The sequence below is a fragment of the Streptomyces sp. A0592 genome (genome assembly GCF_004795115.1).
In the GTDB taxonomy this organism is placed as follows: Bacteria; Actinomycetota; Actinomycetes; order Streptomycetales; family Streptomycetaceae; genus Streptomyces; species Streptomyces erythrochromogenes.
Genome location: NZ_SSBM01000001.1, coordinates 360947 through 385490, shown reverse-complemented (window position 1 = coordinate 385490; position 24544 = coordinate 360947). Strand labels below are relative to the sequence as shown.

The 24544-nt window shown below is 74.2% G+C and carries 21 protein-coding genes; 14 read left to right on the top strand and 7 right to left on the bottom strand.

Going from position 1 to position 24544, the window contains the following annotated elements; all coding sequences use genetic code 11:
* The first annotated feature begins 112 nt into the window (after positions 1-112).
* The 3 genes from E6U81_RS01825 (at position 113) to E6U81_RS01815 (ending at position 2951) form a co-directional block, all read left to right on the top strand.
* Positions 113-1627, top strand: a complete 1515-nt coding sequence (locus tag E6U81_RS01825) for an IucA/IucC family siderophore biosynthesis protein (RefSeq protein ID WP_136228252.1) — start codon at positions 113-115, stop codon at positions 1625-1627.
* A gap of 33 nt (positions 1628-1660) precedes the next feature.
* Positions 1661-2314, top strand: a complete 654-nt coding sequence (locus tag E6U81_RS01820) for a class I SAM-dependent methyltransferase (protein WP_136228251.1) — start codon at positions 1661-1663, stop codon at positions 2312-2314.
* A 238-nt stretch (positions 2315-2552) separates the two neighbouring features.
* On the top strand, positions 2553-2951 hold the full coding sequence (locus tag E6U81_RS01815; protein ID WP_136228250.1) for a VOC family protein: 399 nt from the start codon (positions 2553-2555) through the stop codon (positions 2949-2951).
* Positions 2952-3105: 154 nt separating this feature from the next.
* On the opposite strand, the gene E6U81_RS01810 is transcribed toward E6U81_RS01815, so the two are convergent.
* Positions 3106-4305, bottom strand: coding sequence for a cytochrome P450 (locus E6U81_RS01810; protein WP_136228249.1), 1200 nt, complete (start codon positions 4303-4305; stop codon positions 3106-3108).
* Positions 4306-4487: 182 nt separating this feature from the next.
* Between E6U81_RS01810 and E6U81_RS01805 the strand changes: the two genes are divergently transcribed.
* Both E6U81_RS01805 and E6U81_RS40375 read left to right on the top strand, forming a co-directional pair.
* The gene (locus E6U81_RS01805) at positions 4488-6050 is read left to right on the top strand and encodes an FAD-dependent oxidoreductase (RefSeq protein ID WP_136228248.1); all 1563 of its coding nucleotides are present in this window, start codon (positions 4488-4490) and stop codon (positions 6048-6050) included.
* Positions 6051-6062: 12 nt separating this feature from the next.
* Positions 6063-7214, top strand: coding sequence for a hypothetical protein (locus tag E6U81_RS40375; protein WP_136228247.1), 1152 nt, complete (start codon positions 6063-6065; stop codon positions 7212-7214).
* Here the strand turns inward: E6U81_RS40375 and E6U81_RS01795 are convergent.
* Both E6U81_RS01795 and E6U81_RS01790 read right to left on the bottom strand, forming a co-directional pair.
* Positions 7168-7560: a hypothetical protein gene (locus E6U81_RS01795; RefSeq protein ID WP_136228246.1), complete on the bottom strand. Its 393-nt coding sequence runs from the start codon at positions 7558-7560 to the stop codon at positions 7168-7170. The genes E6U81_RS40375 and E6U81_RS01795 overlap by 47 nt on opposite strands.
* A 105-nt stretch (positions 7561-7665) precedes the next feature.
* On the bottom strand, positions 7666-8613 hold the full coding sequence (locus E6U81_RS01790) for an AEC family transporter (RefSeq protein ID WP_136228245.1): 948 nt from the start codon (positions 8611-8613) through the stop codon (positions 7666-7668).
* An 83-nt stretch (positions 8614-8696) separates the two neighbouring features.
* Here E6U81_RS01790 and E6U81_RS01785 point away from each other — a divergent pair, with 83 nt between their 5' ends.
* From E6U81_RS01785 to E6U81_RS01770, 4 genes are all read left to right on the top strand, one after another.
* Positions 8697-10118 carry a sensor histidine kinase gene (locus E6U81_RS01785; protein ID WP_136228244.1) on the top strand — a complete coding sequence of 474 codons (1422 nt, stop codon included), beginning with the start codon at positions 8697-8699 and terminating at the stop codon, positions 10116-10118.
* Positions 10115-10795: a response regulator transcription factor gene (locus E6U81_RS01780; RefSeq protein ID WP_136228243.1), complete on the top strand. Its 681-nt coding sequence runs from the start codon at positions 10115-10117 to the stop codon at positions 10793-10795. The genes E6U81_RS01785 and E6U81_RS01780 overlap by 4 nt, the downstream gene beginning before the upstream one ends.
* Before the next feature lie 141 nt (positions 10796-10936).
* Positions 10937-12040, top strand: a complete 1104-nt coding sequence (locus tag E6U81_RS01775) for an alpha/beta hydrolase (protein ID WP_136228242.1) — start codon at positions 10937-10939, stop codon at positions 12038-12040.
* Complete coding sequence (locus E6U81_RS01770) at positions 12037-13266, top strand: acyltransferase (RefSeq protein ID WP_206309808.1); 1230 nt, start codon at positions 12037-12039, stop codon at positions 13264-13266. Before E6U81_RS01775 ends, E6U81_RS01770 begins: the two co-directional genes overlap by 4 nt.
* A 121-nt stretch (positions 13267-13387) precedes the next feature.
* Here the strand turns inward: E6U81_RS01770 and E6U81_RS01765 are convergent, their stop codons facing one another.
* On the bottom strand, positions 13388-13810 hold the full coding sequence (locus E6U81_RS01765) for a DUF350 domain-containing protein (RefSeq protein ID WP_136228241.1): 423 nt from the start codon (positions 13808-13810) through the stop codon (positions 13388-13390).
* 94 nt (positions 13811-13904) lie between these two features.
* On the opposite strand from E6U81_RS01765, the gene E6U81_RS40715 reads away from it, so the two are divergent.
* Positions 13905-15761, top strand: a complete 1857-nt coding sequence (locus tag E6U81_RS40715) for a GNAT family N-acetyltransferase (protein WP_136228240.1) — start codon at positions 13905-13907, stop codon at positions 15759-15761.
* A gap of 361 nt (positions 15762-16122) precedes the next feature.
* On the opposite strand, the gene E6U81_RS01750 is transcribed toward E6U81_RS40715, so the two are convergent.
* A complete protein-coding gene (locus tag E6U81_RS01750) occupies positions 16123-16962 on the bottom strand; it encodes an IS5 family transposase (RefSeq protein ID WP_136228238.1) in 840 nt (279 codons plus the stop codon).
* Positions 16963-17179: 217 nt separating this feature from the next.
* Complete coding sequence (locus tag E6U81_RS01745) at positions 17180-19249, bottom strand: AMP-binding protein (protein WP_136228237.1); 2070 nt, start codon at positions 19247-19249, stop codon at positions 17180-17182.
* A 135-nt stretch (positions 19250-19384) separates the two neighbouring features.
* On the opposite strand from E6U81_RS01745, the gene E6U81_RS01740 reads away from it, so the two are divergent.
* Positions 19385-21298 (top strand): ABC transporter ATP-binding protein, encoded by a 1914-nt coding sequence (locus E6U81_RS01740; protein WP_136228236.1) that lies wholly within the window; start codon positions 19385-19387, stop codon positions 21296-21298.
* Positions 21299-21305: 7 nt separating this feature from the next.
* Complete coding sequence (locus E6U81_RS01735; protein WP_136228235.1) at positions 21306-21692, top strand: VOC family protein; 387 nt, start codon at positions 21306-21308, stop codon at positions 21690-21692.
* Positions 21693-21776: 84 nt separating this feature from the next.
* Here E6U81_RS01735 and E6U81_RS01730 read toward each other — a convergent pair whose 3' ends face one another.
* A complete protein-coding gene (locus E6U81_RS01730; protein WP_136228234.1) occupies positions 21777-22124 on the bottom strand; it encodes a hypothetical protein in 348 nt (115 codons plus the stop codon).
* Between the two features lie 127 nt (positions 22125-22251).
* Between E6U81_RS01730 and E6U81_RS01725 the strand changes: the two genes are divergently transcribed.
* Both E6U81_RS01725 and E6U81_RS01720 read left to right on the top strand, forming a co-directional pair.
* Positions 22252-23145, top strand: coding sequence for a sigma-70 family RNA polymerase sigma factor (locus E6U81_RS01725; protein ID WP_276615787.1), 894 nt, complete (start codon positions 22252-22254; stop codon positions 23143-23145).
* 97 nt (positions 23146-23242) lie between these two features.
* Positions 23243-24487 carry a hypothetical protein gene (locus tag E6U81_RS01720; protein WP_136228232.1) on the top strand — a complete coding sequence of 415 codons (1245 nt, stop codon included), beginning with the start codon at positions 23243-23245 and terminating at the stop codon, positions 24485-24487.
* Positions 24488-24544: the final 57 nt, after the last annotated feature.

The following is a 24544-nucleotide window of genomic DNA, read 5'->3' as shown; positions in this document are numbered from 1 at the left end:
CGAAGCGGAACCACCGGCCGTGATCGTCGGTATCCGCAATGATTACTTGATCATCCCGTGAAGCGACATTCGAAGTGACACTCGAAGCGACATTCCGAAGGCGGAGCCCAGCATGCCCATTCCCTCCTCCGCGGCCGAAGAAGCCGTCGCCGCCGAGCTGGCCGCCGTACGGCCCGCGCTCGGGCCCTCGTACGCCGCCTCGCTGGGCGGCGCCCGGGCGGCCGTGCTCACCCGGTTGTGGCGGGCCCTGGCCTTCGAGCCCCTGCCCTGGGTCGTGGGCCGGGAGGCGGCCCCGGGCGGTCTCGCGCTGCTGCTGGCGGGGGGCGGCCGGCTGGAGGGCCCGCCGCCGGACCCGTACGCGACGCGGCCCTACGTGGACGAGCTGCTGCTCGACGGCCGGGCCCACCGCCGTGCCGGACAGCTCGTCAGCGCCCTCGGCATCCCCCACGGGGAGGATTTCGCCGCCGAGCTGGACTCCAGTACGGCCTCCCTCGCGCTCTCCCGCTCCGGGCAGCCGCCCGCCGGGCAGGACCGGGCGGCACGGGCCACCTGGGAGTGGGAGCAGCGCGTGGTCGACGGCCATCCGTACCACCCCAACTGCCGCTCCCGGCCCGGCTTCTCGGTCGCCGAGCAGCTGGCGTACGCGCCCGAGCACCGGCCGGTGGTGGAGCTCGGCCTGGTCTCCGTACGGGCCGAGGAGTGCCTGGTCACCGGCGACTGGCCGGAGGAGATGCGCGACGCCGGTCGGATCCTGGTCCCGGTGCACCCGTGGCAGGCGGCGCACGTGCTGAAGCACGAGCGGGTGCGGACCGGTTTCGCGGCGCATCCGCTGATGGCCCTGCGGACGCTGGCGCCCACCGACGGCGGCGCGCACGTGAAGACGGCGCTGAGCGCCCGGCTGACCTCCTCCGTCCGGGACATCTCGGTCTACTCCATCGAGACGGCGGCGGCCGTGTCCGCCTTCGCCCAGGGCCTGGTCGAACGGCTCGACGGGCGGCTGCACATCACCCGCACCCTGGGCGCGGCGACCGCGCACAGCCCCGACCTCGCGGCCGTGCTGCGCGAGCCGCCCGAGGCGTACGCGGACGCCGCCGCCGGCGAGCGGGTGCTGCCGGTGGCGGCCCTGGCCTCCTGTCCGCCGGCCCGATCGGCGGCCTGGCGGGCGCAGTTCGCCCGCCTCGCGCTGTCGGTGTGCCTGCGGCTGCTGGAGCTCGGGGTGGCGCTGGAGGCACACGGGCAGAACCTCCTGGTCGTCCTCTCCCCCGCCGGCGCGCCGGTGCGGCTGGTCTACCGCGACCTCGCCGACATCCGGATCAGCCCGGCCCGGCTGCGGGCGCACGGGCTGCCGGTGCCGCCGCTGTCGGGCCGGCTGGTCACGGACGACGTGGGCGTCCTGCGCCGCAAGCTGTTCGGGTCCCTGCTGACGGGAGCGCTCGGCGCCACGGCGGGCTCGGCCGGAGCCTTCGCCGATCTGCTCGCGGAGGCGGTCGATCTGCCGGCGACCGCAGACACCGAGGCCCTGCTGACGGGCCCGCTGCCCACGAAGGCGCTCACCCTGATGCGGCTGAGCCCCGGCGTCCCGGGCGACCTGTGGGCGGAACTGCCCAATCCGCTGGCCGGAGGATGATCCGGGGCCCCGGGCGGGCTACTGTTCAGGGGCATGACAGCTTCCTCGTACCTGCACTCCGTACGGGCGTCCTACGACGCCGTCGCCGTCGACTACGCGCGGCTGCTCGGCACGGAACTGGCCGGGAAGCCGCTGGACAGAGCCATGCTGTCCGCCTTCGCCGAGTGCGTGCGCGGGGAGGAGGGCGGCGCGGGCCGGGCCGTCGCCGACCTGGGCTGCGGCCCGGGCCGGGTGACGGCGCATCTGGACGGGCTCGGCGTACGGGCCTTCGGCGTGGACCTGTCCCCGGCGATGGTGGCGGTGGCCCGCCGGACGTATCGCGGGCTGCGGTTCGAGGTGGGGTCGATGCACGCGCTGGACGTGGCCGACGGGGTGCTGGGCGGGGTCCTCGCCTGGTACTCCACCGTGCACACCCCGCCCTCGGAACTGCCCGGGGCTTTCAGGGAGTTCGCCCGCGTACTGGCGCCGGGCGGTCACGCCCTGATCGCCTTCGAGGCGGGCGACGAACGGGTCCGGCTGGAACACGCGTACGGGCATCCCGTCGACCTCGACCTGTACCGGATCCCGCCCGACCGGATCGCCGCCCTCCTGGCCGGCGCCGGCCTGACCGAGGTGGCCCGCCTCCTGCGCGAACCGACCCCCGGGGAAACCTCCCCGCAGGGCTTCCTGCTGGCCCGCAAGGCGTAGGCGGCACCTCTGCCCGAGTTTCAAGACCGGCCGGAGAGGGCCTGATCGCCCGAGAACGCGATCCCGCAGGTCTCTGTCGTGCAACAGCGCAGGCGCCAGGCAGCAGCGTCGCGATGGCCCCGTGCTCGGCCACCGCGCAGCGTGGTGTCCGCGCAGGGGTCGACGCCGGCCGGGCCGGAAGCCGCCTGCGGATCCCGTCGGTCGAGCGCCGGCGGGCCGGCTCCGTAGACTGGGGGGCATGGCATGCCGCATCAGTGAGCTGGTCCTGGACTGTGCCGAGCCCGAACGACTCGCCGAGTTCTGGAGCAAAGTCCTCGGCTACGTCGAACTCGGCCGCGAGGACGACGGGAGCATCGAGATCGGGCCGCCCGACGCCGGCTTCGGCGGACCGCAGCCCACGCTCGTCCTCAGCCCGAGCGACACCCCGCGGAGCGGAAAGCTCCGGCTGCACATCGACGTCAACGCCACCGATCGCGACCAGGACGCCGAGCTGGAGCGACTGCTCGCCCTCGGCGCCCGGCCCGTCGACATCGGCCAGGACGGCACGGAGAACTGGCATGTCCTGGCCGACCCGGAGGGCAACGAGTTCTGCCTCCTCCACCGCCGCCTCCAGCCGCTCGGCCCGCCGGCACCCTGACGCGAGCGCATGCCATCGGTGGCCTCGATGCCGGACGGCTTCCGGCCCGCCCCCTGGTGCACACGGGCATGGGCTGCGCCGCGTGCCGCTGGGCGACGAGAGTGCCGGGGAGCCGGCACGGTTCGTCGCGCGGGGGTGATCGCGGGGCTCCGGGTCACCAGCGCAGGGGGAGCTGGGTCACGCCGCGCATCAGGGTGCCCGGGAGCCAGTCGCGCGGGCCCGCGTCCGGGTCCTCGGCCAGGCCGGGGAAACGTTCCAGCAGCGAGCGGATCGCGATGCGGCCCTCCATGCGGGCGAGCGGTGCGCCGAGGCAGTAGTGGATGCCGTGACCGAACGCCAGGTGGCCCGGACCGGTGCGGCGGATGTCGAACACCTCGGGTCCGGGCCCCGGACCGGCGAAGCGCGCCGGATCCCGGTCGGCGGCGGCCAGCGCGACCATCACGGAGGACCCGGTCGTGATGGGGACGCCGCCCAGCTCCAGATCGGTGTCGGCGAAGCGGTACGTGGCGTGCTGCACCGGGCCGTCGTAGCGCAGCATCTCCTCCACCGCGCCGTCGATCAGCCCGTCCGGGTCGGCGCGCAGCGCGGCGAGCTGGCCGGGATGGTCGAGCAGGGCCCGTACCCCGTTGCCGATCAGGTTGACGGTGGTCTCGTGGCCCGCGACCAGCAGTAGGAAGGCCATGCCGATCAACTCGTCCGGGGAGAGCTGGTCACCGTCCTCGTCGCGGGTCCGGATCAGGGCGCTGAGCAGGTCGTCGCCCGGCTCCTGGGCCTTGGCGGCGACGAGTTCGGAGAGGTACGCGGTCATGTCCTCCAGGACACGGGGGTCCGCGCCGACGCCGTCGAGCGGGGCGACGATCTCGCCCGACCAGTAGCGGAAGCGGGCCCGGTCCAGGTTGGGGACGCCCAGCAGCTCGCAGATGAGGGTCATCGGCAGCGGTACGGCGAACGACCGGATCAGGTCGGCGCGGCGACCGGGCAGCGCCTCCATCGCGTCCAGCAGTCCGTCGGTGATCTGCTGGACCCGGGGCCGCAGGGACTCCACCCTGCGGGTGGTGAACTCGCGGGCCACCAGGCGCCGCAGCCGGGTGTGGTGCGGCGGGTCCGTGTCCAGCATGTTGGTGGCGACAGCGTGGACCTGCGCGACCTCGAACAGCTCCGATCCGAGCCAGTTCTTCGACAGGGCGGGGTGGCTGAGGGCCTCTCTCGCCTCCTGGTGGCCGACGACCAGCCAGGCGCGTTCGCCGCCCAGCACCAGCCGATGGACGGGGCCGGTCGCGCGCAGGGCCTCGTAGAAGGGGTACGGGTCGGCGTTGAACTCTTCGGCGTGCGCGGTGAGATCCACAAGACTCATGGAGGCAGCGTACGGCGGCCGGTTCGCCGGGCGAGGGATGGTCGCAAGGATTCCACGAGGGCGACCCGGTCTGCACATATGACGAGTCGAACCGTTTCCGCGATGAGCCGTTCGGGGGTCAACGCGGTGCGTGTGGGACCCGCCTGCACCGGGATCCGGACGGACGGTGGCAGGAAGGAGGTATGAGCCTCCATCGGCGCCAGGTACTCGGCGGTGCTGCCGCGGCCGTCCTCGCCACCGTCGGCGCCGCGGCCCGGGGCCCGGACTACGGCGCTCTGGGCCGCGGCATCGACGGGCGGCTGGTGCTTCCCGGGGACCGCGACTACCCCGAGGCCCGGCGCCTGTTCCAGCCCCGCTACGACGCCGTCGCGCCGGCCGCGGTCGCCTATCCCGCGCACGCCGGGGACGTCGCCGTCTGCCTGGACTTCGCCCGCCGGGCGGGCGTGCCCGTGGTGCCGCGCGGCGGCGGACACAGTTATGCCGGCTGGTCCACCCGTACCGGCGCCCTGGTCGTCGACACCGCGGCGATGGCCTCGGTGACGGTCGAGGGGGACGGCGTACGGATCGGCGCGGGCGCCCGGCTCGGCGATGTGCACGCGGCCCTCGCCGCGCGGGGCCTGTCCGTCCCGGCCGGGCTGTGCCCCTCCGTCGGCATCGCCGGGCTCACGCTCGGCGGCGGGCTCGGCCTGGCCTCGCGGGCGTACGGCACCACCGCCGACCGGCTGACCGGGGCGCGGGTGGTCACCGCCGACGGGACCGTCCGCGAGGTCTCGGCGGAACGGGACGCGGATCCGGACCTGTTCTGGGCCCTGCGCGGCGGTGGCGGCGGCAACTTCGGCGTGGTGAGCGAGTTCCGCTTCCGGACGCACCGGGCCGGCGACTGCGCCTTCGCGGAACTCCACTGGCCGGCCGGCGGTTCCGCGGACGTCCTGCGCGGCTGGCAGCGCTGGCTGGCCGGCCTGCCGGACCCGTTCTGGAGCCAGGTGGAGTTCACCGTCGAGGCCGGGTCCGGCTCCCGGAGCGGTTCCGGGTCCGGGTCCGGGTCGGGCGACGCGGCCGCCGCGGTGCCCTCGGTCCGGGTGGTGTGCCTCGACGGACGAACGGAACTGGAACGGCAGTTGACCCGGCTTGCCGACCTGGTGGGCGCAGCGCCGCGGGACAGCTGGACCGTCGTGCGCAGCCACGGGGACACCTTGCGGGCCATGTCCGGGTGCCTGGACCTGAGCGCCGCGGAGTGCCGGCTGCCCGGCACCCTGCCCGGCCGGGACCCGCGGGGGCGGCTCGGCAGGGACTCGTACGCCGCGCGCTCCGACTTCTGGGCCGGAGCGGGACTGCCGGACGCGGCGATCGGCGCGGTCCTGGACGCGGTCCGCCGCTACGGGGCCGAAGCTCCCCGGGGCGGGCTCGGCGTGGTGCAGTTCGACGGGGTCTGCGGCGGCGCCGTGAACCGGGTCGCGGTCGGCGACACCGCCTTCGCGCACCGCGACAGCGCCTTCCTCGCCCAGTACCTCGTCTACTGGCCCGAATCCGCGCCGGACTCCGACGTGGCCCGGCACAAGGCCTGGCTCGACGGGCTGTGGCGGAACCTGCGTCCGTGGGCGAGCGGCCGCGCCTACCAGAACTACATCGACCCGAAGCTCAGCGGCTGGCGCGAGGCCTACTACGGCCCGAACCTCGCCCGGCTGGAGGAGGTCCGGCGTACCCACGATCCGGACCGGCTCTTCCGTTTCCCCCAGGCCGTTTAGGGAGTGTTCGGCATGCGACGTACGTTGACGGTGGCCGCGGCGGCGGCCGCGCTGCTGGTGTCCGCGGGGCCGCTGCCCGTGGCCGAGGCGGGGGGCGCCGCTGCAGTGGCCGCGGGCCGCTGGGGCGTGGCCGAGGCGGAGTCCTTCTGGACGCCCGAGCGGATGGCATCGGCCCGCCCCCTGCCGCCCGGCCCCCCGGAGCCGGCCACGGCCCCGCAGGTCCCCGTCGCGCCACAGCCGCCCGAGACGCCCGTTCGGATTCCACCGGCCCCGTCGGCAACCCCGTCCCCGTCCCCCACCCCCACCGTGACCACGACCGAGCCGACGCCGACGCCGACGCCGACACCGACACCGACACCGACACCGGTCACCCTCCCAGCCCCCGGCCCCGCACCCGCACCCCCCGTGCGTCCGGCCCTCCCCCGGGTCCCTGCCGCCGGCCCCGGCGTCGGGCAGGACTTCGGCGGTCTCCCGGTCGTCGGCCGGATGTTCCTCGTCAAGGGCGGCGGCTCCTACTTCTGCACCGCAAGCGTCGTCGCCTCCCCCGGCCGCAACCTGGTGATCAGCGCCGCGCACTGCCTGCTCGGTTCCGACACCCGGCAGGTGGCCTTCGTACCGCAGTACACGCGCGCCGAACCGCGGCCGTTCGGCATGTTCCCGGTCGTGCGGACGGCGGCCGGACGCTCCAAGATCTGGATCGACCAGCGCTACCGGACCCAGGGCGTCAACCGCGCGGCCGCCCTCGACGTGGCCTTCGCCCAGGTGGGGCCCGGCCCGAAGGGGCGGCGGGTACAGGATGTGGTCGGCGGCAACCGGCTGGTCACCGGCGCCGGTTACGCGCACGCGCGGGCCACGCTGATCGGTCACCCCTCCACCGCTGCCCGGCCGCGCCTGTGCGTGAACCGGACGACGAAGTACACCAGCGGCGACGCCCGGATCCCGGGCTCGTTCCTGCGCATCGCCTGCACCGGCTACCCGGGCGGCACCAGCGGCGGCCCGTTCCTGCTGCGCCTCGACGGCCGCACCGGGACCGGCGACGTGGTGGGTGTGATCGGCGGCTGGAAGACGGGCGGGGACAAGCCCGACGTGTCATACAGCTCGTACTTCGGGGCGGACATCAGGAAGTTGTACGAGAAGGCGGTTGCCGGGGCGAAGGCGTCGTAAGGGCCCGCACCCACCGCGTCCGGCGCGGGTTGCCGACCGTACGCGGGGTCGACGGCAGCCCGTCGCCGGCCAGCAGCTCGGCGGGCGCGAGGCCGAGCCTGCGGCGCAGGTCGGCCAGGGCCGCGTGGACGGGCGCCAGGACCACCTCGGCGCCCGGGGCGGCGGACGCGAGGGCGTACGCGGTGGTCTCGATCGCCTCGGCGGCGTCCTCGGCCGCCGTCCGGCTCCACCCGCCGGGCGCTCCGGGCCCCCAGGGCGCGACGGTGTCGTAGAGGTGGCAGGCGGCATCGGCCGCGGCGTCGGCCCGTTCCCCGACGCCCGGCGCCGCGATGGTCGGCAGTTCCATGCCGCTTCAACGAGCCGGTCCCGCCCGGGGGTACGAGGCGTTGATGCGCTTCGTACTTCGGCCCACCCAGGGGGCTCCGCCGTTCACGCGCCGGGAACGGCCCGGTCAGGAGGCGACCGTTTGCAGCCAGAGGGGCAGCAGTACCAGCGACACGAGCGAGGTCTTGATCACGACCGCGGCGGAGAGGCCGACGCCCACGTCGTAGCGCTGGGCGAAGATGAACAGGTTCTGCGGGGTCGGCATCGCGGCGATCAGCACCAGGTACGCCAGCCAGTCGCCCCGCACCCCGAAGAGCAGCCCGCACACCGCCCACGTCAGCAGCGGGAACGCCAGGCACTTGAAGGCGATCAGGGCCAGCTCCTCGCGCGTGGTGCCCCGCAGGTGGAGGCCGACGCCGCCGAGGTGGAGGCCGAGGGCGAACAGGGCCACCGGCGAGGCGCTGTTCCCGACGAAGGCGGCTCCGTCGAGGACCACGGCCGGGACCCGCACCGAGAGCAGGTTGAGCAGGATGCCCCCGTTGCAGGCCAGGACCAGCGGGGTGGCGAGCGAGGCGCCGACGGCCCGGGACAGGCGCCGGCCCGGGCCGCCCCCGTCCGCGCCGGCGCGGCCCAGCTCCATGAGGGCGATGACGACGAGGGAGAGCACGCAGACCTGGAAGAGCAGGATCGGGAAGATCGGCGCGGCCGTCCCGAAGACGGTGATGAACACGGGGACGGCGAAATAGGCGGTGTTCACCTGCACTCCGGCCATCACGCGCAGGGCCACGTCGCGGGGCTCCCGCAGGCCGCGCGCGACCGCCGCCACGGCCACGGCCGCCACGGCGACCGCCGCCGCCGCCGCGTATCCGCCTATCGCCCGCCAGTTGAACAGGGCGGCGAGATCGCTCGCGTAGATGTTGCCGAACAGGTAGCACGGCACGGCGAAGAGGAAGGCGTAGTCGGAGAAGACCTTGGAGGCCTCGGCCGGAACAACCTTGCGGCGTGCGAGGAGGACACCGCCGCCGAAGGCCAGCAGCACCGGCACGAGTTTCTCCAGCGCGGCCGCCCCGCCCATGCGAACATCTCCCCCATGATCGACTGGTCTGCAGCCTACCCCTGCCGCCTTGCGGGGCCGGCGGAGCTTAGGGTGGTGCGATCATGAGCGACAGAGCCCGGACACGGACCGGAGGGCGTACCCCGGCAGGGGCGCCCGCCCGCACCGCCGCAGCCCGTGGGCCCGGCGCCCCGGCCCAGCTCGCCGCGGCCCTGCGCACGCCCGCCGCGGCGGCGCAGCCGCTGTTCGCGCAGGCTCCCAAGGCCTGGCAGCGAGCGCTTCCGTACGTCGTGGTCGGCATCTTCGTGGTCTCGCTGCTGCCGACGACCATCGCGGTGCTGACCAACGACTACGGGTTGGACGGCGGTTGGTCGGGGGCGCTCGGGGTGGCGCAGACCGTACCGCTGCTCCTCGCGGTGACCCGGCCGCTGCCCGCGTGGCTGCTCGTCCTGGCGGCGGACACCGTCGGTGCGGTGCTGCTGGCCCAAACCGACAAGGTGGCCGGCCACCCCTGGCCGTGGACGCCGATGGCCGTCGTCGGCTACCTGGTGCTGATGGCCTGCCTGGGGCTGCGCGAGTCCATCCGGAACCTGGTCGGGGTATGGCTGGTGACCGGCGCCCTCGGTGCGGTGCTGGGCTTCTTCCAGCCCCGGGACACCGCGAACACCGCCGCGCTGCTCTTCGTCCTCAGCGGCATACTGCTGGCTCTGACGGGTGCGCTGCGCGGTCTGGGCGACGCGCGCCAGCGGATCGCCGAGCAGGAGAGCATCAGTGAGGCCGAGCGTTCGCGGCGCACCCTGCTGGAGGAACGCGCCCGGATCGCACGCGAGTTGCACGACGTCGTCGCCCACCACATGTCGGTGATCACCGTGCAGGCCGACTCGGCGCCCTACCGGCTGCCGGGCATGCCCGAGCCGGTGCAGCGGGAGTTCGCGGCGATCGCGGCCAGTGCGCGGGAGTCCCTCGGCGAGATGCGGCGGCTGCTGACCGTACTGCGTGCCGCCGACGGGGCGGGTGGCGCGGGCGGCCCGAGCGGGGGCGACACCGACGGGGCCCGGGCTCCGCAGCCGGGGATCGGCCGGCTCCAGCAGCTGGTGGAGGCGACCGTACGGGCGGGCCAGCCGGTGGAGCTGTCGCTGGCGGCCGGTGCGGCGCAGGCCGCCCCGCCCGCGGTGGACCTGTCGGCGTACCGGATCGTGCAGGAGGCCCTCGCCAACGTGGTGCGGCACGCGCCGGGCGCCCCCACCCGGGTCTCGGTCACGGTCGACGACGACGAGGTGCTCGTGCTCGTCGTCAACGGTCCGGCGGCCCGGGACGCGGTGGTGGAGCCGGAGGGGCCGGGCACGGGGCACGGCCTCGTGGGGATGCGGGAGCGCGTACGGTTGACCGGCGGGACGCTGGACACCGGGCCGCTGCCCGACGGGGGCTTCCGGGTCGCCGCCCGCCTGCCGATCCGCGCCGGTGACGGGACCGCCCGCACGCACGCGGCTCACGAAGCGAACGACACCAACGAGGAGCGCAGTTGACCATCCGCGTGGTCATCGTCGACGACCAGGCCATGGTGCGGGCGGGGTTCGCCGCGCTGCTGTCCGCGCAGGCCGACATCGACGTGGTGGGCGAGGCCCCGGACGGGCGCCAGGGGGTGCAGGTGTCCCGCTCCACGCACCCCGACGTGGTGCTGATGGACGTGCGGATGCCGGAGATGGACGGGCTGACGGCGGCCCGGGAGATCCTCGACCCGCCGCCCGGGGTCGTGCACCGGCCCAGGGTGCTCATGCTGACCACCTTCGACATCGACGACTACGTGTACGAGGCGCTGCGCGCCGGGGCCTCCGGTTTCCTGCTGAAGGACGCCCCGCCCGCCGACCTGATCGCGGCGGTACGGATCGTCGCCTCGGGCGAGGCGCTGCTGGCACCCTCGGTGACGCGGCGGCTGATCGCGGACTTCGTCCAGCAGCGGCCGGCGCCGCGCAAGGACCCGGCGCTGCGGCTGAACGGTCTGACCCCGCGCGAGACCGAGGTGCTGGAGCTGATCGCGCGCGGGCTGTCGAACCAGGAGATCGCCGGTCACCTGATCCTGGCGGAGCAGACGGTGAAGACGCACATTGGGCGGGTGCTGGCCAAGCTCGACCTGCGGGACCGGGCCCAGGCCGTGATCTTCGCCTACGAGGCGGGCCTGGTGCGCCCCGGCGACTCGGCCTGACCCGAGGAGCCGGACCGCAGGCCGCGGCCGTCTCCTCCACCCCCTACCGGGGTATGACATCCGACTTGGCTCCACGGTCCGACGCACGTGGTGGTGCCGCCTCCCTACCTTCCCCCTCGTCACGAGGAGAGGAGAAGGGGCATGCGCCGCTTCGGAAGGACGCTGGTCACGGCCGCGCTGGCGGTGGCCGTCGTCGGGGGGACCGCCGGTTGGGCTTCGGGCGACAGCCAGTCGGCGGTCACCGGGCCGCCGCCGGGCAGCGCCGCCTGGCGGGCCGACACGGCGTACGGCGGGGCGCTGCCCGATCCCGCGACGGCGACGCCGCAGGAGGTGGCCCGGTTCTTCGCCGGGCTGGACGATACGGCGCGCGCGGCGCTCGTACGGTCCCACCCGCTGGTGGTGGGCAACCTGGACGGGGCGCCGCTCCCCCTGCGGTACGAGGCCAACCGGCTCGCCGTCGCCGCCGCGGGTGACGCGCGGTACGCGTCCCTGGCCGCGCCCGGCCGGCGGATCCTGGCCTTCGACCCGCGCGGCAGGGGCCAGGTCGCCGAGGTCTTCGGGGACCTGGAGCACGCCGCGCACGTGGCGGTGATCGTGCCCGGCTCCGACAACGACGCCGCCTCCTACGACGCCCGGCGGGCACCGCACACCGGTCCGGCGGGAATGGCCCGGGCACTGCGCACGGCGACCGGAACGCCTGCGGCCGAAGGTTCCGTGGCCGAAGGTTCGGTGGCCGGCGGATCCGTGGCCGACCGGTCCGTGGCCGTCATCGCGTGGACCGGGTACACGACCCCGGTCGGCGTCGGCCTCGACGCGGCCGACGGACGGCTGGCCGCGGCCGGGGCGAACCGGCTGGCCCGCTTCACCGCGGGTCTCGACGCGGTCGGCGCACCCGACCCGGTGCTGTTCTGCCACAGCTACGGCTCGGTGGTGTGCGGACTGGCGGCCCGGCACACCGACGCCACCGACGTCGTGGCCCTCGGGTCCCCCGGCATGCGGGCGGACACCGCCGACGCCCTGCACACCGGCGCGCGCGTGTGGGCGGCCCGGGGCCCCTCGGACTGGATCGCGGACGTTCCGAACGTCCGCCTCGCCGGCATCGGCCACGGCGCCGACCCCACCTCCGCGGCCTTCGGCGCGCGCCGGGTGCCCGCCGCCGACGTACGGGGCCACGCGGGCTACTTCACGCCCGGTACGCAGTCCCTCGCGGCGTTCGCCGCGATCGCGAAGGGAGAGGCCCGGTGAGCGCCTCCACCCTGTCGGCACCGCTGCGCAGGACCGCCGAGCGGATCGACCGTCGGACCCCGGCCCACCGCGACCGTGCGGTCGACGGGCTGCGCGCCCTGGCGCTGCTGGCCGTGCCGACCGGCCACTGGCTGCTCGGCGGTTTCACGCTCGACGCCGACGGCGCTCTGCACAACGCCAGTCCCCTGTCGGCTTTCGGCGCCCTGGCGCCGGCGAGCTGGGTGCTCCAGATGCTGGGCATCTTCTTCCTCGTCGGCGGCTACGCCTCGGCGCTGTCCTACCGGCGGCGGTCCGGGTCGGCAGGTGCCTGGCTGAAGGGCCGGATCGTACGCCTGGGCCGGCCCGTGCTCGGGGTGACGGCCGTATGGGCGCTGGCCGCGCCGGCGCTGTACGCGGCCGGGGTGCCGGAGGCGTCCCTGCGGACCGGCGCGACCCTGGTCGTCCAACCGCTGTGGTTCGTCGGGGTGTACGTGGTGGTCACCGCGCTGACCCCGTACTGCGTGCGGGCGGCGGGCCGGCTCGGCGGCTGGGCGGCGGCCCCGCTGATCGCCTCGGTCGCGGTGGTGGACCTCCTGCGCTACGGGCCGTTCGCGGAGTCCGTGCCGTCCTGGCTGTCGGTGCTGAACATCCTGCCGGGCTGGCTGTTCGCCTACCAGCTGGGCGTGGACTGGGGCGAGCGGCGGATCGGGCGCCGCGGGGCCTGGCTGCTGCTGGCCGGCGGGGCGCTGCTGTTCGCGGCGCTGCTGGCGCTCTTCCACTATCCGGCGTCGATGGTGGGGGTGCCGGGGGCGGCGCGGACCAACTCGCACCCGCCGTCGCTGCTCGTGCTGGCCCTGGCCGCGGCGCAGTCGGGTGCGGCGATCCTGCTGCGGGACCGGCTGGCGCGGCTGCTGGCCCGGCCGGCTCTGTGGGCCCCGGTGGTCGTGGTCAACCTGTGCGCGATGACGATCCTGTGCTGGCACCAGACGGCGATGCTGGCGGCGGCCGTGCCCGCCGCGTTCGCGGGCGGGGTGGCCGGGCTGACGACGGCGCCGGACAGCCTGGGATGGATCGCGGCGCGCGTGGCGTGGATGCCGGTGTTCGCGGCCCTGCTGGTGGGGATCGCCCGCTACGCGCGGCGGTTCGAGGCACCGCCGGCGGCGGGCCGGCCGGCGAGCGCGCTGCGGCGTACGGTGGCGGGGCTGCTGGCGGTGGGCTTCGGGGTGTTCGCGCTGGGCCTGGCGTAGCGAAGCCCGGGCGACGGACGGTGGACGGTGGACCGTCACGGCGCGCGTCCGGCGCCGGGTACGAAGAGAGCGCCGCTCCCCTGACGGAGCGGCGCTCTCGATGCGTTCGGGTGCTCCCGCGTCAGGCGATCGATGCGGCGACGATCGCGGCGACGGCGAGGTTGCAGGCGGAGGAGACCCAGACCGCCGGGTGGGGGTGCGGGTCGACGACGATGGCGCCGAGCTTGCCCGGGGTCACCAGGTCGAGCACCAGGAAGGCCACCGCCATCAGGACCAGGCCGAGGAGCCCGAAGGCGGCCGTCGACGCCAGGCCCTTGCCGAAGTCGTCGTAGGTGGTCCAGATCGACGTGAAGACGATGCCGCCGATGCCGAGGAGCGCCGAGCTGAGGAAGAGGGCCGCGTTGCGGTTGCGCTCCTCCCAGATCTGCTTCGGGAGCTTCCCGGGCGTCAGCACGTCCACGAGGACGATGCCGAGGATCAGCAGGACCAGGCCCAGGGCGCCGTAGGCGCTGGTGCGGCCAAGTCCGTTGATGATGTCGCTCATTGAGAAGCCTGTCTCCGATTGGTGGGAAAATACACGCCGTGGGGAGGCCGAATCTATCGCACGGCCTTCCGGCAGACCATGGGGAGGTCAGCGAATGGTAAAGGTCAGGGCCGCGCGGGCGGTCGAGGCGGAGGCCCTGACCGGGCTGGTGATGCGCTCCAAGGCGCACTGGGGCTACGACGCCGGGTTCCTGGCGGCCTGCGCCCCGGAGCTGCGGATCCGGCCCGACGAGGTGACCGCGCGCCGGATCGTGGTCGCCGAGGACCCTCGGGGGACGGTCCTCGGGCTCGCCTCCCTGGAGGGCTCCGCCCCGCTGGCGACGCTGGGGCTGCTCTTCGTCGAACCGTCCGCCATCGGGCAGGGCGTGGGGCGGCTCCTGTACCGGGACGTGCTGCGGCGGGCCGTGGAGCAGGGGGTGCGCAGGCTGGTCATCGACTCGGATCCGCACGCGGCCGGCTTCTACCGGGCGATGGGCGCGGTCGCGGCGCCGACCGGGCAGACCGCGGCGGCGGATACGGCTGGGGCTGGGGATACGAATACGGAGCCGGATACGCCTGCGCATACGGCGGCCGCGGCGGCCGAGCCCAACGGGCACCTGGTGCGGTTCGAGGCGGCTCCGGCCCCGCTCGCCGGCTGGGCACGGGCCTGGACCGGCGGCGGGCGGGCCGTACATGTGGGCAACGTGGCGGAGTTCAACGCGCAGTTCGGCGACTCCTCCCTGGACCGCGAGCAGGCGGCCGCGCACCACTACGCCTGTCTGGCCGCCTTCTACAGCCCCTGCCCGTCCGCCCTGGTGCTGCCCCGGGCGGTGCCCGCCGGCTGGACCGACCTCGTCGGCCGGCAACTGGGCTGGACCGGGGTCGAGGTGTACGACGGCCTGGTGGAGCGGGGTCCCGGGCTCGTCGACGCGGTGCGGGCCCGGCCGGCGCTGGCCGCCCGGCTGACGGGGTCCGGGGAGCCGCTCGTACCGTGGGGGCTCACCCGGCCGTTCGGGCTGCTGGCGGGGCGGCCGTGGCGGTCCGGGGAGCTGCACTACGAGTCGAAGGCCGCGGCGCACGGGCTGTTCGAGCGGATCCTGGCGGAGGGCGGGCATCCCGGGATCGTGCTGCCCGCGCAGGTACGTGCGGCGACGCGGTGGGCGGCCGCGCGCCTGCTGGCCGCGCGGGCGCGGGCGGGAAAGAGCACCGTTCTGAAATCGGAGCACGGCGTCGGGGGTTCGGGCACGACCGTGGTCACGGCCGGGCAGGTGCGGGCGGCGGGTGGTGCCCGCGCCGTCCTGCGGCGGCTGCCGCGCGGACCGCTGCTGGTGGAGGAGTTCGTCGCGGGCCCGCCGGATCCGGGCGCCGCCCGGGACCTGACGTACGACGGTTTCGTGGACGCGGCGGGCAAGGTGCACGAGGTCGGTGCGGCCCTGATGGACGTGACGGCGGGTGCGTACCGCGGAGCCACGGTGGGCCCGGGAGCGGTCCCGGAGTGGGCGGAGAAGCCGATCCTCGCCTTCGGTGCGGCGGTGGGCGGGGAGCTTGCGGCGTCGGGCTACCGGGGCTGGTTCGACGTGGACTTCGTCGCGGACTCCGCGGGGCGGCTGGCGCCGACCGAGACGAACCTGCGGCTGACCGGGCCGTCGATCGCCTTCATGGTGGCGGCCCGGCTCGACGCGCTGCGGGGCGCGGGGCACCTCGTACGGATCGCCGACCGGGTGGAGCTCGGGGCGCGGCTGCCCGAGGCTCAGCTGGACGAGCTGTGCGCGGACCTGGCCCGGGCGTGCGCGGACCTCGGGGCGGTGTTCGTCCCCGCGATCCCGACGGGAGCCTTCGATCCGGTGCCCTGGCTGGGGGTGCTGGTGGCCGCGCACAGCCTGGAGGCCCTGGACGCGGCCGAGGCCCTGGTCCGCTCCGGGGCGGAGGCCGTCGGAGCGATGTTCGACGGCCCCGCGCCCGCGACCCCTTGAGAGGGTCGCGGGCGGCCGGCGGTCAAAGAGCGTTTTGTCCCCTCGTGGCTGTTTGAGAAGTCGTCGCAGCGTCAGTCGGACTGGCTGTGCTTGTGCAGGGCGGCGCTCGCTCGGAATCGGAGGCGGCCGCACCGGTCCTTCTCTTCGGGTGATGCGTCTTCTGGGCAGCAGCAGTGGCCCGCCAGCCACCGAAGGTCCTCTGATGTGAGCCAGAGAGCTATGCGGCCTTGCGCGGCTTCTTCCTGCGGATTCATGGGGATGACATCGGCCATGTGCGTCACCCTATCGAGGTCCGAAGCGTCTACGACGTGACGGTCGGTGGCGGAGTGGTAGGTGTGAACGGCCGCTCTTCATTCTCTGGTTATGAGTTTTTCCAGTTCGGAGTTGACTCTCGCGTGAGTCTGCGGCTCATCAGGTCGATCATTGCGAGGCGGATCATCGCCTCGGAGCGATGCGGGTGGGTCTCGTAGTCGCGGGCGAGGCGGCGGTGGTGCATGAGCCATCCGAAGGTCCGCTCGACGACCCAGCGCCGCGGGATGACCTTGAAGCCCTTCTGGCCGGGGTCGCGGTGGACGACTTCAACGTCGATGCCGAGGCGGGCGCCGTGGTCGATGGCCGTGGTGCGGTAGCCGGTGTCCGCCCAGGCTTTGGTCACCCGAGGGTGGGCCTTCGCGATCTGTGAAAGTACCTGGATTCCCCCAGCGTGGTCGGAGGTGCTGGCCGCGGTAACGAGGACCGCCAGGAGGAGGCCGAGGGTGTCGACGCCGATGTGTCGTTTGCGGCCTGCGATCTTCTTACCGGCGTCGATGCCTTGGCTGGCTGCGGGCACGTTCGCGGAGGTCTTGACGCTCTGGGCGTCCAGCACGCAGGCGCTTGCTTCGGGGGTGCGGCCCTCGGCCTCACGTACCAGTCGCCGCAGAGCTCCGTTGAGCTGGTCGAACACGCCGTCCTTCTGCCAGGCGGCGAAGTAGCCGTAGACCGTCTCCCACGGTGCGAAGTCGTGTGGCAGGTAGCGCCAGGGAATGCCGGTGCGGTCGACGTAGAGGACCGCGTCCATGATCCGCCGCAGGTCGTGCTCGGGCGGCCGGCCTATGTCCAGGCCCTTGCCTCTCCGCTCAGCCCGCCAGGCCGACAGAATGGGCTCCATCAACCCCCACCGGGCATCGGACAGGTCACTTGGATACGGTCGAGGTGGGCGCATGTTTCGGTAGTACCGGGACCAGTCCCTCGATCACAGGGCGCAAACGGGGGTGAGTGGGGGCGCCTTGGGATCAGACAGGAGCGAAGGGGTCGAAACGGATCCTCGACCGCCGTCACCCGCCACAGATCCCACGAAGGCGACCACCAGCCTCGGCTATCACAGATAGGCCACTCACCCAAGAACCCACCAAACACCCATGCCAGGATAAAACGCTCTTTCAGGTCCTGTCTTCGAAGTCGAAGGGCGAGTCCGGCCTGCGGGCCAGATGCACGGCCACGACGAGGCCCGCGATCATCAGGGGGATGTTGAAGGCGTAGACGAGGAAGGCCTGGAGGGGCCAGTCCTGTTTGGCCGCCAGGCGGTAGGCGTTGTCCTGCGGCCACCAGGCCAGCAGCAGGTAGCTCGCGGCGAGGTGGACGGCCCTGATGCGGCCCGGGGACCGGCCGCGCTCGCGGCGTTCGATCAGCCGGTACCCGGTGAACAGGAACGCGAGGCCCGCACCGAAGGCCAGGCTCTCGGCGACGTAGAGCAGGAAGAAGAGGGCCGCCCACGGGTACGGCACGGCGGAGAGGTCCGTGGATCCGGGCCACACGACATTGGTCAGCACCAGGGTGAGGAAGGCGAGGACGATCGTCAGGCACCCGGTGGCGACGACGCGGCCGCCGTCCGGGTCGCCCACGTGGGCAGCCGCCCGGGCGAACTTGCTGCCGTGCAGCGCGGGTCGTTCGGAGACGGGTTGTGTCGGCAGCGGCAGGGCGGAGCGGTCCTCCTGTCCGCCCCGCTTGCGCGGCAGGGCCCTCAGCCGGATGAGGACGGTCGGGGTCACTTCCTTGAGGACGACGCCCGCGAGGTGGTTGCGCAGGCCGTAGACCTCGGGCAGCGGTGCGGAGGCGTCCCAGGCCGGGTCGCCCGGCGGCGGGGACACGTAGGCGACGAGCCGGCGCTGCCCGTCCTTGCCGACTCCGTCGACGGCGGTGACGAGGGCCGCGCCGATGCCCGGGTGGGTCCGGATCGCCGCCTCGACGGGGTGGGGGTCGAAGGAGCCTCCGTGGAGGGGGATCCGGTTCCGGATCCGGCCGGCGTACTCCAGCAGGCCGTCGGGGCGGAGCACGCCGAGGTCGCCGGTGGGTATCGCGTCACCGCCGCCGGGCGGGGTGAGGTGTATCTCGCCGCCCCGCACGTGGACCTGGCACCCCGCGAAGGGGGTGCCCAGCAGGGAGAGGCGCTCCGGTTCGCCGACGGGGGCGGGCAGTTGGGGCAGTTCGAAGCAGGTGCCCGCTCCGGCCGCCTCGGTGAGGCCGTAGACGTCGAGGATCCGTACGCCGGAACGCAGGCGGACGTGCAGGGCGTCGAGTTCGTCGAGGTGGAGGCGGTCGCCGGTGACGGTGGCCAGCCGCAGCGAGCGCAGCGGCCGGGGGCCGGTCCTGCGGTCCGCGGCGGTGGGCCTCGGGCCGTCGATCACCAGCGCGGCGATGCCGGCGGGGTCGGAGTGCAGGACGGTGACCTCCTGGGCCTCGACCGCCGTGCGGACCTGCTGCGGGTGCTCGGTGCGCCAGGAGGAGTCGGGCGGCAGGACGAGGGCTCCGCCCGTGCACAGGACCCTGGTCCAGCCCGCGGCGAAGGCGGTGACGTCCGCGCGGGCTGTGATGAGGTGCCTGTCCTGCGGGGTCGGCCGGGCCAGCTCCGTCCAGCCCGAGTGGGCGGCGAGCAGCACGGCGTGCGCGACGGGTACGGGCCGCGGTTCGGTGCTCGCCGTGAACAGGACGGCCGCACGGCCGGCGGCCGGCGCGACGCGGCCGTCGGCCGCCTCCGCGAGGTCCGGTGCGTAGCCGGGTCGGGCGGCGATCTCGGCGGCGTCGTCGTCGGTCCGGATCGCGCGCAGGCCCGAGGCCGTGTCGAGGGCGGCCCGGTGCGGCGAGTGGGTGAGCAGTGCGAAGGGCGCCAAGGCCTCCAGTGCGGCGAGCTGTTGGCGCCCGGTGCGGGGCGTCTCGGCGTCGACGACGGCGTAGGACCCGCCGGCTTTCAGGACGGCGAGGATGCCGGCGACGAGCTCGTCGTGCCGGGTGGTGCCGATGGCGACGAGGCCGCCGGGCGGCAGGCCGCGGGCGAGCAGGTGGTGCGCCAGCCGGTTGGCCCGGGCGTCCAGCACTCCGTAGGGGAGCTGGTGCTTCGGGGAGGCTATGAGGGCGGGCGCCTCGGGCGTGTCCCGCGCCCAGCGCTCGAAGTGGTGCAGGACGGTGCCGGTGGTGCCCTCGGCGAAACGGACGGACTCGGATCCCTGCGTCATGGACCGATGATGCCATCGGGCACGGACAACGCAGGGGTACCGAAATTGCTTGGGGCCACACGTAGTTGCTCCGGTCGGGGGGTCCGGAGCCGAATCCTTGACCTCAAGTTTGGTCGAGGTCCTAGCGTTCGGGTCATGGACATGGAAGTCACCGCTTGGACATCGCTGCACAGCGCGATCACCGCCCAGCAGGACCGTCGCCCCCTCTCCCGGGACGGCCTGCGCCGCGTGGCCGACTTCGCCCGCCCGCACCGCCGCGGGCTCGTTCTCTTCCTCCTGCTGAGCGTGGTGACCGCCCTGCTGGCGGTGGCCACCCCGGTGCTCGCCAGCCGGGTGGTCACCGCCATCGTGGACGGCCGGGACAGTGCCGCGGTGACCCGGCTCGCCCTGCTCATCGCGGTGATCGCGGTCGCGGAGGCCGGGCTGGGGCTGCTGGCGCGCCGGCTCTCCGCCACCCTGGGCGAGGGGCTGATCCTGGATCTTCGGACTGCGGTCTTCGACCACGTGCAGCGGATGCCGGTCGCCTTCTTCACGCGTACGAGGACCGGAGCCCTCGTCAGCCGCCTCAACAACGACGTCATCGGCGCCCAGCGGGCCTTCGCCAACACCCTGTCGGGGGTGGTCGGGAACACCGTGACGCTGCTGCTGACCCTCACCGTGATGCTGAGCATCTCCTGGCAGATCACCCTGCTGGCGCTGGTACTGCTGCCCGTGTTCGTCCTGCCGGCCCGCCGGATGGGGGCGCGCATGGCGGCGATGCAGCGGGAGGCCTCGGCGCTGAACGCGGCGATGGGCACCCAGATGACCGAGCGGTTCTCGGCGCCCGGTGCGACGCTGGTCAAGCTGTTCGGGCGGCCCGCCGACGAGTCCGCGGAGTTCGCGGTCCGGGCGGCGCGCGTGCGGGACATCGGAATCCGGACGGCGATGGCCCAGTCGGCCTTCATCACGGCCCTCACCCTGGTCTCGGCGCTGGCCCTGGCGCTCGTCTACGGGCTCGGCGGGTACTACGCCCTGCGCGGGACCCTGGACGCCGGTTCCGTCGTCGCCCTCGCCCTGCTCCTGACCCGGCTGTACGCCCCGCTGACCTCCCTGGCCGGCGCCCGCGTCGAGGTGATGAGCGCGCTGGTCAGCTTCGAGCGGGTCTTCGAGATCCTCGACCTGAAGCCCCTCATCACGCAGAAGCCGGACGCCCGGCGGGTGCCGGAGGGCCCGGTGGCCGTGGAGTTCGACCGGGTGTCCTTCGGCTACCCGGCCGCCGACAAGGTCTCGCTCGCCTCACTGGAGGAGGTCGCCGCGCTCGACGCCCGCGGCGGTACGCAGGTCCTGCACGAGGTGTCCTTCCGCGCCGAACCCGGCCGGATGGTCGCCCTGGTGGGCTCGTCCGGCGCCGGCAAGTCCACCATCGCGCAGCTGCTGCCGCGGCTGTACGACGCCGACGCGGGCACGGTCCGGCTCGGCGGGGTCGACGTACGGGACCTGACGGCCGACTCGATCCGCGAGACGCTCGGCATGGTCACCCAGGACGGGCACCTCTTCCACGAGTCGGTACGGGCCAACCTGCTGCTGGCCCGGCCGGACGCAACCGAGGAGGAGATCTGGGAGGCCCTGCGCCGGTCCCGGCTGGACGGACTGGTCGCCTCGCTTCCGGACGGCCTGGACACCGTGGTCGGGGAGCGCGGGTACCGGTTGTCGGGCGGCGAGCGGCAGCGGCTGACCATCGCCCGGCTGCTGCTGGCCCGCCAGCGGGTCGTGGTCCTCGACGAGGCCACCGCGCACCTGGACTCGACGTCGGAGGCGGCGGTGCAGGAGGCCCTGGGAGAGGCCCTGGCGGGGCGCACCGCCGTGGTCATCGCGCACCGGCTGTCGACGGTGCAGGCGGCCGACCTGATCCTCGTGGTGGAGGAGGGCCGGATCGTGGAACGGGGCACGCACACCGAACTGCTGGCGCTGGGCGGCCGGTACGAGGAGCTGTACCGCACGCAGTTCGCCGCGGCGGACACGCCCGCCGGAACGGAATCCGGCGGCGCGGCACCGGTGCGGGGCGCATGATGCTGTGATGGACATCAAACTGGAACTCGTCGCCGTGCCCGTCACCGATGTCGACCGGGCCAAGGCCTTCTACGAGAAGATCGGTTTCAACGCCGACCACGACGTCACCGTCAGCGAGGACATCCGGTTCGTGCAGCTGACCCCGCCGGGGTCGGCCTGCTCGATCGCGATCGGCAGGGGCCTCACCCGGATGACCCCGGGCTCCCTCGACAACATGCAGGTCGTCGTCACCGACATCGAGGAGGCGTACGAGGACCTGCGCGGCCGGGGGGTCGAGGTGACGGAGATCCAGGACCTGCCGTGGGGCTCCTTCGTCTACTTCTCCGACCCGGACGGCAACGGCTGGGCGGTCCAGCAGACCACGCCGCGCAAGTCGGCGGAAGCCGGCGCGTGAGGTCCCGCCGCACGGTGCGGGGAGCAGCGTGCGGCGGCGCCGGTCAGCAGGGCCGGTCGGGGCCGGCCCTTCTGACCGGCGGGGTCAGGCCCCGGCTGCGGCGTGGTGGTGGTCGAGCTCCCAGGCGTGGTGCTTGAACTCGTGGCGGAAGTCGGCGTGGTCCTCCCACTGGCGGGCGATGCCGCGCAGCACGTCCCAGTGGTGCTCGACGGACTGGTCGATGACGCGGCGGACGGCCGGTTCGGCGGATTCCCGCTTCTCGATCAGGCCCTTGACCGCCGAGGCCTCCAGAACGGAGTTGCGCAGGGCGCGCAGCGCACGGGAGGTGTCGTCCATCGCGAAGCCGTGATCGCTGCCCGTCGCCTCGTCGAACAGCGGGGTGAGCCGCGCCTCGATGAAAGCGGTGATCCGCTCGAAGTGCTGCACGTCCATCGGGGGCTTCCTCTCCTGCCGGACCACCACGTGCCCCGGCGTCTCCACTGCTTGTGCCGTTCGCGGCCATTATGGCCGACGCGCCTTCCCGGTGATCTATTTTGAAGATCCACTGCGAGGAGGGGACGTGGTACGGGTGGACGGGCGTGCAACACCGGCGGAGCGGTTCGAAGAGCACCGCTCCCATCTCAGGGCGGTGTCCTACCGGATGCTGGGCTCGCTCTCCGAGGCCGACGACGCCGTCCAGGAGGCGTGGCTGCGCCTGAGCCGCTCCGACGCGGGCGAGGTCGAGAACCTCGGAGGGTGGCTCACCACGGTCGTGTCGCGGGTGTGCCTGAACATGCTGCGCTCGCGCGCGACCCGGCGCGAGGACCCGATGGACGCCTGGGCCACCGACCCCGCCGCCGGCCGCGAGGAAACCGTCGACCCCGAACAGGAGGCCGTGACGGCCGACTCGGTCGGGCTCGCGCTGCTCGTGGTGCTCGACACGCTGACGCCCGCCGAACGGCTCGCGTTCGTGCTGCACGACCTGTTCGCCGTGTCCTTCGACGAGATCGCCCCGCTGCTCGGCAGGACCTCCGCCGCCACCCGCCAGCTCGCCAGCCGGGCCCGCCGCAGGGTCAAGGGGGCCCCGCTGGTGTCCGAGGGCGACCTGGCCCGCCGGCGCCGCGTGGTGGAGGCCTTCCTCGCCGCCACGCGCGGCGGGAACTTCGACGACCTCGTCTCGCTGCTCCACCCCGATGTGGTGCTGCGGGCCGACCGGGCCGTCGGCCCCACGCCGAGGCCGCTCGTGGTCACCGGGGCGGTCACCGTCGCCGAGGGCGCCATGGCCGCGATGCAGCGTGCGCGGTCCACGCAGCCGGCGCTGGTCGGCGGCACGGTGGGCCTGGCGATGGCTCCGCTGGGACGGCTCTTCCTGGTACTGGAGTTCACGATCGAGGACGGCCTGATCACCGGGATCGACATCACGGCGGAACCGGAGCGCCTCGCCGGTCTGGAGCTGGCCGTGCTCGACGCCTGAGGCCGCCGACCGCCCGCCCAGTCCAGGAAGCGGCCGTAGCGATTCCGTGCCTCGGCCGCACCTTCTGGGCCCGGCACGGCGCTCCCATACTGGCGCCGTGACCGACTTCGTCAAGCACCTTCCCCGGGCATCGATACCCGAGGGCGCGGTCCGGTTCTGGGACGTCGACGACGCCCGGCGCTGGATCGGCGCCCGGGCCCCGGCCGCTTTCGCACCCGCCCGCGGAGCCCGGCTCCTCGGCACTCTGGTCATCCTCTCCCTCGTCCTGACGTCCTGGAGCGGCGCGCCGGCCACCGGGCTCGCCGCCGGCCGGCCCGGCTACGCCCTGGTCGTCCTGCTGGCCGCCCTGCCGGTGTGGTTCCGATACCTGCCCGCGGCCGTCCTGGCCGCCGCTCCCGTCCTCGCCGCGGACGCCGCCCTCGCGGCGACCCGCGCCTCCGGCGCCGCGGGCAGGACCGGCCGGGCCCTGGTCGTCGCCTGCTGCGCGTGGGCGTTCACCGGGGCGCTGCTGCGCCTGCGCGCCCGCCGCCGCCAGCGCGGGCTGTCCCTCGCCGCCGCCGGACCCGACCGGTTCGCGCTGCCCTCCCCGCTCCCGGCCGCGCACCGGCGCCGCGGGCTGACGGGCATGGTCCTCGGCTCCCTGTGCTGCGCCGCGGCCGCCGGCGCCCTCGTGGGGGCTCCGGCGCACCCGGACCCGTACGAGCTGTCCGGCCGGCAGGTGTGCGCAGGGGCGCTGCTGGTGGCCGGTTCGGCGCTGCTCGGCCGGGGCTGCGGCAGCCGCCTTGCGGCGCGGCGCCTGCACGCCCGGCCGCAGCCCGCGCTGCTGGTCGGAGTCCGCCGGGCCGCGTCGGGTCACCTGTGGCTGGTGCCGGACGCCGTCACCCGCACCGCTCCCCCACTGATCGCGTACTCCTCGGCGTCCGAGAACTCCCTCACGGGGCAGCGGGTGTTGCTCGCCCGCTCCGCACGGGCCCTGCGCACCCTGCACCACGACGTCGATCCCGGTTCGGAGCCGATCGAGGCGGTCCTCCACGGGCCCGTGTACGAAGGGGCCGAGGTCGTCGTGGAATGTGCCGTCTACGAGGGCGACATCCGGCTGGTCCCGTACGTCACCGCTGCCCCGCTGCTGCCGCGCCGTGTCCACGGGCTGGGCGGCTGGCAGCCGTCCGGCAGTTCGTTCCGCGAGCGGGTACGGGAGGCCGAGCGCCTGGCCCGCGAGGAGCGGGCGGAGCGGGAACGCAGGCGCAAGGAGTCACGGAGCTCCGACACCGCGGCGGGCGGCTGCGGCGGCGGGGGCTGCGACAGCGGCTGCGGTGGTGGAGGGTGCGGGGGCTGCGGATGACCCCTGCGCCGGTCCGCCGTGTCCGGTCCCCCCGCTCGCCGCCCGGTGCCCGTCGCA

What these genes read in the sequence shown, in the direction of transcription:
- E6U81_RS01825 (WP_136228252.1), top strand. Translation starts at nt 113, where the DNA reads ATGCCCATTCCCTCCTCCGCGGCCGAAGAAGCCGTCGCCGCCGAGCTG.
- E6U81_RS01820 (WP_136228251.1), top strand. Translation starts at nt 1,661, where the DNA reads ATGACAGCTTCCTCGTACCTGCACTCCGTACGGGCGTCCTACGACGCC.
- E6U81_RS01815 (WP_136228250.1), top strand. Translation starts at nt 2,553, where the DNA reads ATGGCATGCCGCATCAGTGAGCTGGTCCTGGACTGTGCCGAGCCCGAA.
- E6U81_RS01810 (WP_136228249.1), bottom strand. Translation starts at nt 4,305, where the DNA reads ATGAGTCTTGTGGATCTCACCGCGCACGCCGAAGAGTTCAACGCCGAC.
- E6U81_RS01805 (WP_136228248.1), top strand. Translation starts at nt 4,488, where the DNA reads ATGAGCCTCCATCGGCGCCAGGTACTCGGCGGTGCTGCCGCGGCCGTC.
- E6U81_RS40375 (WP_136228247.1), top strand. Translation starts at nt 6,063, where the DNA reads ATGCGACGTACGTTGACGGTGGCCGCGGCGGCGGCCGCGCTGCTGGTG.
- E6U81_RS01795 (WP_136228246.1), bottom strand. Translation starts at nt 7,560, where the DNA reads ATGGAACTGCCGACCATCGCGGCGCCGGGCGTCGGGGAACGGGCCGAC.
- E6U81_RS01790 (WP_136228245.1), bottom strand. Translation starts at nt 8,613, where the DNA reads ATGGGCGGGGCGGCCGCGCTGGAGAAACTCGTGCCGGTGCTGCTGGCC.
- E6U81_RS01785 (WP_136228244.1), top strand. Translation starts at nt 8,697, where the DNA reads ATGAGCGACAGAGCCCGGACACGGACCGGAGGGCGTACCCCGGCAGGG.
- E6U81_RS01775 (WP_136228242.1), top strand. Translation starts at nt 10,937, where the DNA reads ATGCGCCGCTTCGGAAGGACGCTGGTCACGGCCGCGCTGGCGGTGGCC.
- E6U81_RS01765 (WP_136228241.1), bottom strand. Translation starts at nt 13,810, where the DNA reads ATGAGCGACATCATCAACGGACTTGGCCGCACCAGCGCCTACGGCGCC.
- E6U81_RS40715 (WP_136228240.1), top strand. Translation starts at nt 13,905, where the DNA reads ATGGTAAAGGTCAGGGCCGCGCGGGCGGTCGAGGCGGAGGCCCTGACC.
- E6U81_RS01750 (WP_136228238.1), bottom strand. Translation starts at nt 16,962, where the DNA reads ATGCGCCCACCTCGACCGTATCCAAGTGACCTGTCCGATGCCCGGTGG.
- E6U81_RS01745 (WP_136228237.1), bottom strand. Translation starts at nt 19,249, where the DNA reads ATGACGCAGGGATCCGAGTCCGTCCGTTTCGCCGAGGGCACCACCGGC.
- E6U81_RS01740 (WP_136228236.1), top strand. Translation starts at nt 19,385, where the DNA reads ATGGACATGGAAGTCACCGCTTGGACATCGCTGCACAGCGCGATCACC.
- E6U81_RS01735 (WP_136228235.1), top strand. Translation starts at nt 21,306, where the DNA reads ATGGACATCAAACTGGAACTCGTCGCCGTGCCCGTCACCGATGTCGAC.
- E6U81_RS01730 (WP_136228234.1), bottom strand. Translation starts at nt 22,124, where the DNA reads ATGGACGTGCAGCACTTCGAGCGGATCACCGCTTTCATCGAGGCGCGG.